Source organism: Corynebacterium sp. (assembly GCF_030535495.1).
Classification (GTDB): Bacteria; Actinomycetota; Actinomycetes; order Mycobacteriales; family Mycobacteriaceae; genus Corynebacterium.
On sequence record NZ_JAUNRW010000008.1, the window covers coordinates 31,890 to 45,177 of the forward strand.

Consider the following 13,288-nt stretch of genomic DNA (forward strand, 5'->3'; position numbering starts at 1 on the left):
CTAGCGAATTTCCCGCCGCTGCGAACCCCACCACCCCAGTCCCAGCACAACAGCGGAGGCACCCGCCATGGCTAGGTGCGGGACCCAGGATCCCCCATTCGGCGTCACCACATATTCGAACGGGGAAAGCTCAATGAGCCACTCCGGCGCACCGAACACGGGCCCGAAGAGGGTGAGTATGGCGGAGGCGGCGACCGGGGCCCAGGCGACGTGCGTGTACCGCGGGGCCCAGCCGATAATGGCTACCGCGAGGGCGGCGAGGAGGAGGGCCGGTGCGAACTGGGACAGAGTTGCTGGGATGAGGGTGTCGTAGTCCGCGGCGACCGTGGTCTCCTGCGTCCAGAGGCCCAGCGCACCGCCTGCGAGAGCCCCAATGGTGGCGAGGACGATGCCTCCCAGGCTGAGGGTCGAGGTCGTGGCCAGCGGAATCCATCGGCGCAGGCCCGTGGATCGTTGGAGGTCGACGGTCCTCTCTATCTCCCCTGTGCGGTGCGTGATGGCGACCTGCACCCCCATCGCGGCCATGAGGATGCCCGTCAGTTTGAGGATGTAGCCGATGAACTCCGCCTTCATGTCACCGTCGCCGAAAATCTCGTCAAAGATCCGCCCGACGTTCTCCTCGGCAGCCATCCATTCACTGAGCGAGCCGGTGAGGGCGATGAAGAAGGCCGTGAGTCCGGCGATGACCAGCGTCCAGGTGAGAACTGTCCCCCGGTTGAGCACGGTGGCCAGGTGGAGTGGTCCGCGGACGCTTCGGGTTCGGGTGGGAGCCACACGAGGGAGCCTGACGAGCGCCCGGCCGTACTCCCGGTATTTCTCGGCTGCAAGGACTATACCGGCCACGATGGCACAGATCAGTGCGAGGCCGCCCGCGGCTGCCCAGTCGTCGTTGACATAGGGATGCACCACGGTCTTCCATCCCAGGGGAGAAAGCCAGTTGAGCCAGGCCAGATCCTCGGAATCGGCTATCGAGCGGAGGACGAAAGCGGCAGCGACGCTCATCAGGCCAACCCGAGTGAGAGCGGACGGGTCGGCGACGAAGAGGAGAACCAGCTGGGCAAGCAGTGCTGATCCCATCGTGGTGAGAGCGATGACAACACCGGAGGCTAGAGCGCCTTCCACCGGCATTTGCTCCACGTAGGTGCCCGAGGCGGCGAGGACGGCTGCGCTGCCCGCCCCGAGGAGCACACTGACGAGGGCGGTGGTAGCGACGGCGGCGGTGGCAGGTGCACGGCGCCTGATTCCGGTGGCCAATTGCAGCTCGGTGAGTCCCAGTGTTTCGGACCTGCGGTGCAGACCCACCACGAGAAGGACAGACATGACGGAGCCGAGAATGATCATCATGGAGCCCGCCTCCCACATGACGATCTGACCGAGGGTGGGCGGGGCTTCGAGCGGTCCCCACATGGCGACCATACCGGCGTTCTGTTGCATGCCCAGTAGGAAGGACTGGCGGTCCTCGGGGGTCGGGTAGTAGTTCTCGTAGGCGGGCGGGAAGACCGCCAGAAAGGCCCACAACGACAGGCACCAGATGAGGATGAAGGTCTTCCGCAGTCGGAGATTGAGGGCAATCATCGCTGTGCTCCGTAGTGCTGGAGAAACACGTCCTCGATGCTGGCCGGGGCGGAGGTGATGTCCTCTCCCCCGGCGTCGAGGACGAGTCGCAGGACGTCTGGCACGGCTTCTCGTGACACGGTGGCGTGGAATCGACTGCCATCGAAGGTGGCTCCCTCGATTGCTGTGAGTTCCGGAGTTTCACGTGAAACACGCGCGGTGATCTCGTGGGCCGAGAGGTGTCGGAGAGTTTCGACGCTGCCCGACTCCGCTGTCTGTCCTTCACGGATGATGGTCACGTGATCGCAGAGCTTCTCCACCTCGCTCATGATGTGACTGGAGAGCATGACTGTTGCTCCCCGTTCCTGCTCGTTCCGGATCTGCTCCACGAAGACCTGCTCCATGAGGGGATCCAGGCCAGCAGTGGGCTCATCGAGGATGAGCACCTCCGCCCCTACGGACAGCGCGGCAACCAGGCTCACTTTGCGGCGATTTCCGGTTGAATACTCGCGGGTCTTCTTGTCGGGATCCAGGTGGAACGCCTCTATCAGTTCCTCTTCTCTCTGGCGGTCGATGGGCCGGCCCCGTAGTGACTCCAAGGCCCGGAACACCTCCCGCCCTGTCAGCGACGGCCAGAGAGAAACATCACCCGGTATGTATCCGACCCGTTTGAGGATCTCAGGTTGCCGCCGCGGATCCTTACCCAACACGGTGGCGGACCCGGACGTGGCGTGCAGGACTCCCAGGAGGATACGGATCGTCGTGGACTTGCCGGAGCCGTTGGGTCCGAGGAACCCGTGAATGCTTCCCCGCTCCACGGACAGGTTGAAGTTGTCCAGTGCCCTGAACGATCCGAAGGTCTTGCCGAGGTTGCGTGCTTCGATGACCGCGTTCATTAGTTAAACTCCTTGGTTTCACGTGAAACATTGTTCTCAAAGATCTCTACAGCCTGTTCCAGGATGCGCTTGATGAAGGTCTTCTGGTTGGGATGGGAGTACGCGCTGGTGAGTAGTGTCAGAACGCTGGGCGCCATGAGGACGGGCCGAACAATCCCCCGCCAGTCGCGGTGGCTGATGCCCCACGTCGGCCCGAACACCTCACGCAGTCGCTTCAGGTGCGCGTCGTATTCGTGCTCTGCGTCGACGGGATCCATATCGGGCAGCCGCGCGAAAAAGTGGTAGACCTCCACGCTCGCGTCGACGCGTTCCGGCGAAACGTCCTTCAGCCAGTCGTCGACAAGCTGTTTGGCGAAGGGTATTCGGAGAGCCACTTCCATCGCACGCTTCTCGCGCTCAAAGTAGGGGCGGGCCTCCTCGTGGAGGCGCTTATCGATCTCACCGTAGAACCATGCCAGCTTCTCCGGAACGGTGTACGGCAGTGGATCCTCGTCCGAGGAGCGTTGCAGCTCCCGGAGGCGAATCTTCTGTCGCTGCAGGTCGGCGATCTGTGCATCGATGGCCTCCTCTGCCAGCTGAAGCTCGTCCTCGAGGCTCAGATCAGGATCACGTACCAGTTCGCGGATGGTGCCCAGGGCTAACCCGGATTCCGTCAAGTGACGAATGCGTACCAGCCGCACGGCATGGTCGAGCGAGTAGTTCCTGATCCCGGAATTGCCGGGCACGTCAAGCAGGCCCTCATGGTGGTAATGGCGGATCGCCCGAGGTGTCGTGCCGACGAGGTCGGCGAGCTCTTTGATCTTCATGTCTCCAGGATGCACTGTTACGTAGCGTCACTGTCAACGATCAGAACGGCGGAGGATCATCTTCCGGGGGTGGAGGAGGTGGGGCGGGAGGATGGTCCTTGAGTTCCTGTTCCCGCTTCTGCTGGGATTCCTGGCGGATGCGGTCGCGGCGATTCTCGTTCCTCTGCCCCACCGTCTGCACCCAGTGTCTCTCCTTCGGGGTGAGTGGACCTGTGGCCTCCACCAGAACCCAGCGACCGTCCTCATAGAGTATGTACTTGTCCCTCGTGTGCGGGTCGATGAGGTAGAAGGAACGACCGTCGGTCTTCACATTGTGGTGCGGAGGGCACTTCGCGCTCAGGTTGGCCGCGGTTGTCGGGCCGCCATCCTTGTAGTCAATGCGATGGTCCATCTGAGTGCGCTCTTCGTGCGCCTCGCAGTAGGGGTCTGAGCAGGTGCCGTCCCATCCGATCACCACGGAGCGGATGTCGTCGGGGGTCTGGTACGAATGGGCGACCTTGTCGTAGAGCTCATCCATGTCACGGACCACCACCGCGTCCTCTGCGAGTTGTTCCGCCTGCTCGGCGGGGATGTACCCGATTCCCGGGATCCATCCCGGGGCGCCCACGACATCGTGGGCTCGATAGACGTTGAGTTCGATGTTGGTGGTCCCCTCCCCCGCGATGAGCCGCTGCAAGGCCTCCACCTGAGAGATGTTGTGTTGCTTGGCGTACTTGCGCACCCGCTTGTCGATCTTCTTGCCCTCGACCGGATCCATGCGGGAGTTGACGAAGGCCTCGCCCTCCCGGAATTCGACGCTGAAGTCGTCCCGTTCATCCCTGGGGGGTGAGTCATCGGCGGAAACGGAATCATCCAACGACTGAATGATGGCGTTGAGCTTCTTCCGGATCTGATTGGCGCTGGGCAACAGCTGGTTGGCCCGGGTGGGGGTGAGGTAGTCGCTCAGTTCAGTATCGATGATCGCCAGCACCTCGGTGTCGGAGGCATCCACCTTCGACATCACCGAATCAATTGCCTTGAGACGCTCCAGGTCGAGATGGAACATTCTCTCCTGCAGTGCCTTGAGCTTCGGCATCTCGGTGATCCGCAGGTGCGCGTACAAGGCGGAGCTGAGATACCCCTCCCCTTTGCCCATGAGCCGCTTGAGGTTGGCGATGACCAGCTGAAAGTCATCCTCCATTTCGGGGAGGAGGGACTGCCACAGCTCGTAGTCACTCTGTCGGATTCGGCGGCCGGCGATGGATTCACGTTCGAAGGGTGAGCTGACGGCGTAGTACTTCTTCGGGCCGAGCAACTTGGCCAGCTCGCGCTCGACCGCGGAGTCCAGGTTGAACTCGATGGTGTCCATGATGCCCCCTTCCCGATCCGAAACTCTGTTCGTATCCCACTATAGAACACATATACGAACGAGGCAACCCCCTGCGGAAAGTTCCGCAGGGGGCGTCGATAAGCGGGGTCTAGCGTGTGGCTGCCTTCATGGCGGCGACGAACTCTCCGAGCTCGGCCTTGAGGCCGGGCATGTCGGTGACGGAGTTGCCCTCGATGTACTTGTCCATGATCTTGGTGATCGCGGAGCCGGAGATCGCGCCGGAAGCGCCAGCTGCAATGGCGTCGGCGACGTGTTGCGGGGACGAGATGCCGAAGCCCAGGAGGATCGGGGCTCCGCCGAAACGCTTGACGTTGTCCACGACCTCGGACAGTCCGGTGACGGAGGACTCTCGCTCGGTACCTGTGACGCCGTCGCGGGAGATCGCGTAGATGTATCCGCGGGAGTGCGCAGCCACCCCTTCCAGCGTGGATTCAGCGGCCTGAGCAGGCGCGATAAAGATGGGATCGACACCTGCGCGCTCGGCGGCGGCGATGAAGGGAGCGCCCTCGCGGACGGGAACGTCGGGAAGCAGGATCGAGTCCGCGCCGGCGGCCCCGAACTCCTGATAGAAGTGGTCCAGGCCGCGGGTGAAGGGCACATTGCCGTAGATGAGCATGCCGATGGGCAGGTCGGGGAACTCGGTACGAATGGTGCGCACCTGCTGGAGGGCGTCGTTGACGGTCACTCCCCCCTCGAGTGCGCGGATGTGGGACTTCTGAATCGTGGGGCCGTCAGCGACCGGGTCGGAGAAGGGGACGCCGATCTCGAGGGCGTCGGCACCCGCCTCCACGACGGTGCGCACGATCTCAAGCGCATCGTCCGGGGAGGGGTCACCGAGCATGAGGAAGGGGACAAAAGCGCCCTCGCCGCGGGACTCCAGGGCGTCGAACAGGGCTTCGTAGCGGGTCATCAGTTCAGCTCCTGGTTCTTGGTGAGGACGAGTTCGGGGTTCTCCTCCAGGGTGCGCCGGACGTGCGCGACGTCCTTGTCGCCGCGCCCCGACAGGGAGACGAGGATGGTCATGGGCTTCTCGGCGGTCTTCGCGCGCTTGAGGGCGTACGCCATGGCATGGGAGGACTCCAGGGCCGGGATGATGCCCTCGTGCAGGGAAAGCAGCTGGAAGGCCTCGAGGGCCTCAGCGTCGGTGATGCCCACGTAGGTGGCGCGGCCCGACTGGTGCAGATGCGCGTGCTGTGGACCCACGCCCGGGTAGTCGAGGCCGGCGGAGATGGAGTAGGACTCCTCCACCTGGCCGTCGGCGTTGCGCATGAGGTAGCTGCGCGCGCCGTGGAGAATGCCGATCGAGCCGTTGTTGATCGTGGCGCCGTGCTTGCCGGAATCGATACCCATTCCACCTGGCTCCGCGCCGACGAGCTCCACCGACTCGTCCTCGATGAAGTCGGCGAACATGCCGATCGCATTGGATCCTCCGCCCACGCACGCGACGACGAGGTCCGGCAGACCGCCGGTGCGCTCGATCATCTGCGCCTTCGCCTCGGTGGAGATGACACGGTGAAACTCTCGGACGATCGTCGGGAAGGGGTGCGGGCCGGCGGCGGTACCCAGCAGATAGTGGGACTCGTGGAAGGTGGCGGTCCAGTCGCGCAGCGCCTCATTGACGGCGTCCTTGAGGGTGCCGGAGCCGGCGTCGACGGGGATCACCTGTGCGCCCATGAGCTTCATCCGGAAGACATTGGGCTGCTGGCGCTCGACGTCCTTGGCGCCCATGTACACGACGCACTCGAGTCCCAGCAGGGAACACGCCAGGGCCGTGGCGGTGCCGTGCTGGCCCGCCCCGGTCTCCGCGATGATGCGGGTCTTGCCCATCCGCTTCGCCAGCAGGGCCTGGCCGATGACCTGGTTGGTCTTGTGTGCGCCACCGTGGACGAGGTCCTCGCGCTTGAGGAAGATCCGGGCCGGACCTTCGAGCGGCAGGTTGGAGCATTCGGTCAGCGGCGTCGGTCGACCGAGGTAATCACGCAGGTAGGAAGCCAGTTCCTCGCGGAAAGAGGGATCGTTCTGGGCGTCGACGAAGGCCTTTTCCAGTTGGTCGAGCGCGGGAATGAGGGACTCGGGGACGAACTGTCCGCCGAACTCGCCGAAGTAGGCCGGCAGGAGTGTGTTGGTCATGAGCGGTCCTGATGGTGGTAGGTGCGGATGGTGGCAAAGGCGCGTCGCAGAGCGCCGGAGTCCTTGCGGCCCGGCTGGCCGGGGTACTCCACGCCGGAGTTGAGGTCGAGGCCCAGGCAGTCGACGGCGAGGGCGTCGCCGACATTGTCGGGGTTGAGCCCCCCGGCCAGCAGAGACTTCTGCTTGACCGCGTCCGGTATCTCCGTCCAGTCGAAGCTGGTTCCGGTGCCGCCGTCGCCGGCGTCGAGTACGAGCTTATCGACGTCCTCCAGGAGATTCGTCGCCAGCTCTCCCCCGTCCTGCAGCCCGGTCATGGACACGGCACGCCAGATCTCCACGGTATCGGGGAGCTCGGCGCGAGCGGAGGCGATGAGGGCGCGCTCGGCCTCGATGGAGCCCTGGTAGGGGGCGTGGATCTGGAGGGCGTGGATGCCGTCGAGAAGCAGCTCGCGAAAACCGGAGGTGCGGCGGGTGACGGCGACGTACCTCAGGCCGGGCTCGGCGGCGATGATCGCCTCGGCTGTTTCACGTGAAACATTGCGCGGAGAGGCCTCCTCGAAGATGAGGCCTCCGTAGATCGCGCCGGCGGCAGCGGCGGTCTGCGCGGCGCTGGCGGAGGTGAGGCCGCAGACCTTGTTCGGGCCGAAGACGAGCTCACGGGCGGCCAGGTCGATGTCCGGCTGCGAGGTGAGCTGCGAACCGACGAGGAAACCGTTGGAGTGCCCACCGAGACGGCGGACCGTGGCCGCGTCGCGGATACCGGACTCGGAGACCACGACGGCGTCCTCCGGCACCAGGGCCGCCAGGTGCGCGGATCGGCCCAGGTCAATGGTCAGATCGTGCAGGTTGCGGTGGTTGACACCGATGATCTTGGCGCCCAGGCGCAGCGCGCGCTCGGTCTCCTCCTCGTCGATGACCTCGGTGAGGATGTCCAGCGCATACTCTTCGGCGACGGCGGCCAGCGCCGCATAGTCCTCGTCGGAGAGGACGGAGAGCATGAGCAGGATGGCGTCCGCGCCGAAGTAGCGGGCGGCGTGGATCTGGACCTCGTCGATGATGAAGTCCTTGCACAGCACCGGAAGATGCGTCGTCGAGGCGACGGTGGCCAGGTGGTCGTAGTCGCCGCCGAAGTGGTCCGGCTCGCACAGGACGGAGATGCCGGAGGCGTACTTCGAGTAGACGCGGGCGATGGCGGCAGGTTCGTAGTGCTCCCGGATCATGCCGAGCGAAGGTGAGGCGGACTTGCACTCCATGATGAAGCGGTTGCCTCCACGGTCGCGCAGGCCGTCGTACAGCGAGCGCGTGGAGGGGGTCAGCGCTGACAGGTCCACGTGGGCGATACGCTCGCGGATCTCCGGCAGGTGGCCGCGCCGCCCCTCGACGATGCTCTCCAGGATGGTGGGCAGATCAGACACTGTAATCAGTCCCCTCGTGGGTGGTGATCCACTCCTGCACGGTGCCGTCCTCGAGCAGGCGCAGCGCCAGCTCGGTGCCCTCGCGCAGGCTCGCGGCGCGCGAGTTGAGGTAGAACATCGCACCGGCGTTGACGGCGACGGCATGGCGATGTGCAGCAGGCCCGGTGCCGTCGAAGATGGCGCGCATGTGCACGGCGTTTTCGGCGCCGTCACCGCCGACGAGATCCTCCAGGGGACTCGTATCGACGCCGAGTTCCTCCGGCGTCACCTCGTAGTGGTCGATATTGCCGTCGGCGGTGAGCTCCCACACGGTGGTGGGACCGTGGACGGCGATCTCGTCGGTGCCGGCCCCGTGGACCACGAGGGCGCGCGATCGACCCAGCTCACGGAACACTTCGGTCAACATCTGGCCGTGCCCAGGATTGGCCACACCCATAATCTGAAACTCCGGGCGAACCGGAGAAAGCAAAGGTCCGAGCACGTTGAACAGCGTGGGGATCTTCAGCGCCTTGCGCACCGGCTGTGCGTGGGCGATCGCCGGGTTGTAGGCCGGCGCGAAGAGGAAGGTGAAGTTGGAGGCCTCGAACTGGCGCACCGCGCGGTCCGGGTCGAGGTCGAGGGGGATGTTGAGGGCCTCGAGGACATCGGCCGAGCCGGACTTCGAGGACACCGAGCGATTGCCGTGCTTGACCACCTTGAGCCCACCGGCGGCGGCCACGAGGGAGGCACCGGTGGTGATGTTGATGGTGTTGGCGCCGTCGCCACCCGTGCCCGCGGTGTCCAGCACGCCCTCACCGGTGACCGGGAAGGGGCGGCCGGCGTTGAGGAAGGCCTTGGCCGCGCCGGCGATGTCGGCGAAGGTCTCCCCACGGGTGCGGATGGTCGCCAGGAGCGCCGCGATGTGGACATCGTCGTAGTCACCGATGGTCATCGGCGTGAAGACCTCCACGGCCTCCTCCACGGTGGGGGTGGGGTTGTCCAGGTAGCGCAGCAGCGTCTGCAGGGTGTCGGGGTGGGTCATCGCGGAGTCCTTTCGGTGAGCAGCTGCTCCACGCAGCGGTTGAGGATGATGGGCCCGGAGGGGCTGAGCACGCTCTCGGGGTGGAACTGCAGGCCGATGGCGCGGTCCATGGCGGCGGCCATGATGACCTCGCCGATCTCGGTCTCCGTGGTGGCCAGCACCTCCACCCCGGCGGGTGCCTCAGTGCAGCCCAGGGAGTGGTAGCGGGCCACCGGCACCAGGCGGCCGACCTCGCCGGGAATCTCGGCGTCGACGGCCAGCCCGGAGAAGACGGGAGTGTCCAGGCCGGTGTCGGTGAGGGTCATCGGCACGGAGACGCCGTGCACCGGCCCACACGGCTCGACGGTGCCGCCGTGGTGCTCGATGAGCGCCTGGAAGCCCAGGCAGATGCCCAGGAGGGGGATGTTGCCGAGGGTGGCGTCGATAAGCTCCATCATGGTGCCCGCATCGGCGGGGTAGCCGGGGCCGGGAGAGAGCACGATGAGATCCGGCTCGGCGGCGAGGATCTCCTCGACGGGCACGGTGTTGCGGAAGACGGTGTAGCGGTGCCCGGCGAGCGCGTCGACGAGGTTGTAGACGAAGCTGTCGTGGTTGTCCACGAGCACGATGTGAGTCATCGGATGACCTCCAGGGTGGAATCCGCGGCGAGCGCGATGGCGTTGAGCACGGCATAGGCCTTGTGCAGGGTCTCGTCGGCCTCGGACTGCGGGCTGGAGTCCCGCACCACGCCCGCGCCGGCCTGCACCAGCGCCACGCCATCCTGCACGAAGGCGGAGCGGATGACGATGCAGTTGTCCATCGTCCCGTCGCCCTTGAGGTAGCCGACGGCCCCGCCGTAGGAACCGCGGCGCTGCTTCTCGACGCCCCGCAGCAACTCCATCGCCCGGATCTTCGGCGCCCCGGACAGGGTGCCCATGTTCATGCACGCGCGGTAGGCGTCGAGGGCGTCGAGGGAGGGGTCGAGGGTGGCCGTGACCCGGGAGACCAGGTGCATGACCCGGGAGTAGCGGTCCACCTGCAGCAGATCCGCCACGCGCCGGGTGGCGGGCACGGCGACGCGCGCCAGGTCGTTGCGGGCCAGATCCACGAGCATGGTGTGCTCGGCGATCTCCTTGGCGTCGGTACGCAGTTCCAGTTCCATGCGGATGTCCAGCTCGTCGTTGACGGAGCCGTCCGCGTTGAGACCGCGCGGCCGGGTGCCCGCGATGGGGTAGAGCTGCACCTCGCGGGACTCCGGATCGAACTTGAGATTCGATTCCGGGGAGGCGCCGAAGAGCTCGAAGGGACGCCCGTTGGTGCCGATCCCCCGCTGGTAGAACATGTACGGGCTGGGGTTGGTCTCGCGAAGCTGGCGGTAGGCGGCGAAGGCGTCCGGGCAGGGCGCGGCGAAGGTGCGTGCCGGAACGACCTGGTAGATGTCGCCGTTGTGGATGTTGCCCTTGAGGTCCTCCACGTGGGCGCAGAACTCGGCGTCCGGGATGTCTGCGGTGACGGTGAGCACGTCCTCCGGGTGGTGCTCGGGCTCGAAGGCGGGGACGGCGGCGTCGATAAGCGCGGCGAGTTCCTCGATGCGGGCCGCGACCGCGTCGTCATCGAAGGACACACCCGTGAGCTGCGCCGACTGCTCCTCATGGTTGATGCTGAGCACGATCTCGGCCAGCTCGAACTGGTAGTCCGGGTAGGTGTTGGGCCCCTCCCCCACGTCCGGAAGATCCTCGAAGGTCTCGAGGAAGTCGAAGGCGATGCCGCCGGCCAGCATCGGCAGCGTGTCCGTGCGGTACCCGGCGTCGCGGGTCAACGCCCGCAGCGGCTCGATCGAGGAGACGGCGGTGAGGCGTTCCCGCTCGTCGACCGCCGTCGTCTCCGGGAAGGTGAACGTGCCGCGCCCGTAGTCGGCGAGCTGCTCATTGAGCTTCTCGACGATCACCTCCCCCGACTCACTCACCGCCTCCGCTGTCACGCTGTGCCCCGTGCAGGTCAGCCGCACCGAGGTGGCCAGCACGGCGAGGGAGGAGATACCGGACTTGGTGGTGATGTCCGCGGACTCCAGCAGGAGGGAACCACCCAGGTGGGCGAACAGCCCGGAGGCGTCCGCGTGATAGCGGACATCCCGGGTGTGGATGATCGGAGAGCTCATACGGGCCTTTCGGTTGTGCACCGCCGGCCCGAGAATGAGAAAAGGCCCGCGGCGCTTCGATGAGGGAAGCAGGCGGGCCGGGAGAGACAGACGTGGCACGCCGTTACGCGCGCCACCACCACTGGGTGTTCGTCATGTTCTTCACAGAAGGAAACGTTAACCCCGCGGGCTGGTCGTGTCAATTTCTGTCGGCCTCGGTGGCGGCCTTCCGCAGCGCGTCGATGTCCACGGCCGGTGCCGGTGCCGGGGCACCGCAGTTGCAGTCCTGGCCGCAGCCGCCTGCCTCGTCCTCGCCGGCGGCGTCGACAAGCGAGGCGGTCCGGGCGCCGACATTGGCGCCGAGGGAGACGGCGACCAGGGCGATGAGAACGGTGACGGCGGTGAAGACCCACATCCAGCCGCCGGAGACGAATCCGAGCAGGCCACCGAAGAGCAGCGCCACGCCACCGAAGGTCCAGATCGGGCCGGCGGCGGCGTGCGCGGCCTGCCACGCCTCCTGCGACTTCCGCACCTCGGGCACCCGCAGTCCCACGACGGAGTTGCCCGGCAGCTTCCGCGTCCACGCCAGCACGCCGAAGAGAATGAGCGCGACGGCGAGGATGATGAGGAGCATGGCGACGAAGATCATGAGGGTGAGTCTATCCCCCGGGGTCGCGGGCGGTACATTTCGGTCATGGACCTCAAGCGCCTCTCCTCCTCGCTGCTGTTCAGGGTGATCGTCGCGATCATCCTGGGCATCATCTGCAGCCTCTTCTTCCCTGACTGGCTCGCCCGTGTCTTCGTGACCTTCAACAGCCTCTTCGGAGGCTTCCTGGGCTTCTTCGTTCCGGTGCTCATCTTCGCCCTCATCACCCCGGCCATCGCCGGTCTGGGGCGGGGTGCCGGCAAGTGGCTCGGCATCACCACCGGTATCGCCTACCTGTCGACGATCCTCTCCGGCCTCCTCGCCTATGCCGTCTCCCTGGCGGTCTATCCCTGGTTGCTCGCCGAGCAGGGGGTGGTCGACGTCTCCGACATCGACGAAGGCGGGCTCGCCCCCTACTTCGCCATCGAGATCACCCCGCCCTTCGAGGTGCTCACCGCGCTGCTGCTGGCCTTCGCGGTCGGCTTGGCGATGACCACCGTCAAGTCCGACACCCTCTACCAGGGCTCCCGTGATCTTGAGCGCGTGGTGATGAAGGTGATCACCGCATTCATCATCCCGCTGCTGCCGGTGTTCATTTTCGGCATGTTCCTCTCGCTGGGCATGAACGGCAACCTCCTGGACACCATGGTGGCGTTCGGCAAGGTGCTCGCCCTGTCCGTCGGCATGACCTTCGTCTTCCTCGCCTTCCAGTACGGCGTGGCCGGTGCCGTCACCGGACGTAATCCGTTCGTGGCCTTCAAGAACATGTTCCCCGCCTATGCCACTGCGCTGGGCACCTCTTCCTCTGCCGCGACCATCCCGGTCACCTACGCCTCGACCCTGAAGAACCGCGTCGAGGTCAACGTCGCCGGTTTCGTCATCCCCCTGTGCGCCACCATCCACCTCTCCGGCTCGATGATGAAGATCGGGCTCTACTCCTTTGCCATCGTCTACATGGCCGGCCTTGACGTCTCCCCCGCCCTGGCCATCGGCTTCCTCCTCCTGCTCGGCGTCACCATGATCGCCGCGCCGGGAGTGCCGGGAGGTGCGATCATGGCGGCCGTCGGCCTGCTGGGCTCCATGCTCGGTTTCGACGACTCCCAGGTGGCGCTCATGATCGCCGCCTACATCGCCGTCGACTCCTTCGGCACGGCCGCGAATGTCACTGGCGACGGCGCCATCGCGATGATCGTCAACAAGTACGCCAAGGGCCAGATCCCGCCCCGCGGATCCGAGGGCGAGCAGGAGGACCTGGCCGCCGCGGTCTCGGGAGAGAAGTAGGAGCTGCGACTTTATAGTTCTTTATAATTCGGCGAATTATAAAGAGGTATAAAG

Annotated in this window: 12 protein-coding genes; 1 reads left to right on the forward strand and 11 read right to left on the reverse strand. The window is 65.6% G+C overall.

Annotation, left to right across the window (positions count from 1 at the left end; genetic code table 11):
- From Q4F73_RS02205 to Q4F73_RS02255, 11 genes are all read right to left on the reverse strand, one after another.
- Positions 1 to 1,575, reverse strand: coding sequence for a hypothetical protein (locus Q4F73_RS02205; protein ID WP_303357712.1), 1,575 nt, complete (start codon positions 1,573 to 1,575; stop codon positions 1 to 3).
- The gene (locus tag Q4F73_RS02210; RefSeq protein ID WP_303357713.1) at positions 1,572 to 2,450 is read right to left on the reverse strand and encodes an ABC transporter ATP-binding protein; all 879 of its coding nucleotides are present in this window, start codon (positions 2,448 to 2,450) and stop codon (positions 1,572 to 1,574) included. Before Q4F73_RS02210 ends, Q4F73_RS02205 begins: the two co-directional genes overlap by 4 nt.
- Positions 2,450 to 3,256: a MerR family transcriptional regulator gene (locus Q4F73_RS02215; RefSeq protein ID WP_303357714.1), complete on the reverse strand. Its 807-nt coding sequence runs from the start codon at positions 3,254 to 3,256 to the stop codon at positions 2,450 to 2,452. Before Q4F73_RS02215 ends, Q4F73_RS02210 begins: the two co-directional genes overlap by 1 nt.
- A 40-nt stretch (positions 3,257 to 3,296) precedes the next feature.
- A complete protein-coding gene (locus Q4F73_RS02220) occupies positions 3,297 to 4,604 on the reverse strand; it encodes an HNH endonuclease signature motif containing protein (protein ID WP_303357715.1) in 1,308 nt (435 codons plus the stop codon).
- Positions 4,605 to 4,713: 109 nt separating this feature from the next.
- On the reverse strand, positions 4,714 to 5,535 hold the full coding sequence (trpA, locus tag Q4F73_RS02225; protein WP_303357716.1) for a tryptophan synthase subunit alpha: 822 nt from the start codon (positions 5,533 to 5,535) through the stop codon (positions 4,714 to 4,716).
- A complete protein-coding gene (gene trpB / locus Q4F73_RS02230; RefSeq protein WP_303357717.1) occupies positions 5,535 to 6,755 on the reverse strand; it encodes a tryptophan synthase subunit beta in 1,221 nt (406 codons plus the stop codon). Before trpB ends, trpA begins: the two co-directional genes overlap by 1 nt.
- Positions 6,752 to 8,176, reverse strand: coding sequence for a bifunctional indole-3-glycerol-phosphate synthase TrpC/phosphoribosylanthranilate isomerase TrpF (gene trpCF, locus Q4F73_RS02235; RefSeq protein WP_303357725.1), 1,425 nt, complete (start codon positions 8,174 to 8,176; stop codon positions 6,752 to 6,754). The genes trpB and trpCF overlap by 4 nt, the downstream gene beginning before the upstream one ends.
- Complete coding sequence (gene trpD / locus Q4F73_RS02240; RefSeq protein WP_303357718.1) at positions 8,163 to 9,191, reverse strand: anthranilate phosphoribosyltransferase; 1,029 nt, start codon at positions 9,189 to 9,191, stop codon at positions 8,163 to 8,165. The genes trpCF and trpD overlap by 14 nt, the downstream gene beginning before the upstream one ends.
- On the reverse strand, positions 9,188 to 9,808 hold the full coding sequence (locus Q4F73_RS02245; protein WP_303357719.1) for an anthranilate synthase component II: 621 nt from the start codon (positions 9,806 to 9,808) through the stop codon (positions 9,188 to 9,190). Before Q4F73_RS02245 ends, trpD begins: the two co-directional genes overlap by 4 nt.
- Positions 9,805 to 11,328: an anthranilate synthase component 1 gene (locus Q4F73_RS02250; protein ID WP_303357720.1), complete on the reverse strand. Its 1,524-nt coding sequence runs from the start codon at positions 11,326 to 11,328 to the stop codon at positions 9,805 to 9,807. The genes Q4F73_RS02245 and Q4F73_RS02250 overlap by 4 nt, the downstream gene beginning before the upstream one ends.
- Positions 11,329 to 11,506: 178 nt before the next feature.
- Entirely contained in the window at positions 11,507 to 11,956 is a 450-nt protein-coding gene (locus Q4F73_RS02255) for an SdpI family protein (protein WP_303357721.1), read from the reverse strand.
- Between the two features lie 45 nt (positions 11,957 to 12,001).
- Here Q4F73_RS02255 and Q4F73_RS02260 point away from each other — a divergent pair, with 45 nt between their 5' ends.
- Positions 12,002 to 13,234, forward strand: a complete 1,233-nt coding sequence (locus tag Q4F73_RS02260) for a dicarboxylate/amino acid:cation symporter (protein ID WP_303357722.1) — start codon at positions 12,002 to 12,004, stop codon at positions 13,232 to 13,234.
- The last annotated feature ends 54 nt before the right edge of the window (positions 13,235 to 13,288 follow it).

Bases quoted from the DNA above. Each gene is read 5' to 3' on its own strand.
- Q4F73_RS02250 (WP_303357720.1), bottom strand. From the start codon at position 11,328: ATGAGCTCTCCGATCATCCACACCCGGGATGTCCGCTATCACGCGGAC.
- trpD (WP_303357718.1), bottom strand. From the start codon at position 9,191: ATGACCCACCCCGACACCCTGCAGACGCTGCTGCGCTACCTGGACAAC.
- Q4F73_RS02215 (WP_303357714.1), bottom strand. From the start codon at position 3,256: ATGAAGATCAAAGAGCTCGCCGACCTCGTCGGCACGACACCTCGGGCG.
- Q4F73_RS02210 (WP_303357713.1), bottom strand. From the start codon at position 2,450: ATGAACGCGGTCATCGAAGCACGCAACCTCGGCAAGACCTTCGGATCG.
- Q4F73_RS02260 (WP_303357722.1), top strand. From the start codon at position 12,002: ATGGACCTCAAGCGCCTCTCCTCCTCGCTGCTGTTCAGGGTGATCGTC.
- Q4F73_RS02245 (WP_303357719.1), bottom strand. From the start codon at position 9,808: ATGACTCACATCGTGCTCGTGGACAACCACGACAGCTTCGTCTACAAC.
- trpB (WP_303357717.1), bottom strand. From the start codon at position 6,755: ATGACCAACACACTCCTGCCGGCCTACTTCGGCGAGTTCGGCGGACAG.
- Q4F73_RS02220 (WP_303357715.1), bottom strand. From the start codon at position 4,604: ATGGACACCATCGAGTTCAACCTGGACTCCGCGGTCGAGCGCGAGCTG.
- Q4F73_RS02255 (WP_303357721.1), bottom strand. From the start codon at position 11,956: ATGATCTTCGTCGCCATGCTCCTCATCATCCTCGCCGTCGCGCTCATT.
- trpA (WP_303357716.1), bottom strand. From the start codon at position 5,535: ATGACCCGCTACGAAGCCCTGTTCGACGCCCTGGAGTCCCGCGGCGAG.
- Q4F73_RS02205 (WP_303357712.1), bottom strand. From the start codon at position 1,575: ATGATTGCCCTCAATCTCCGACTGCGGAAGACCTTCATCCTCATCTGG.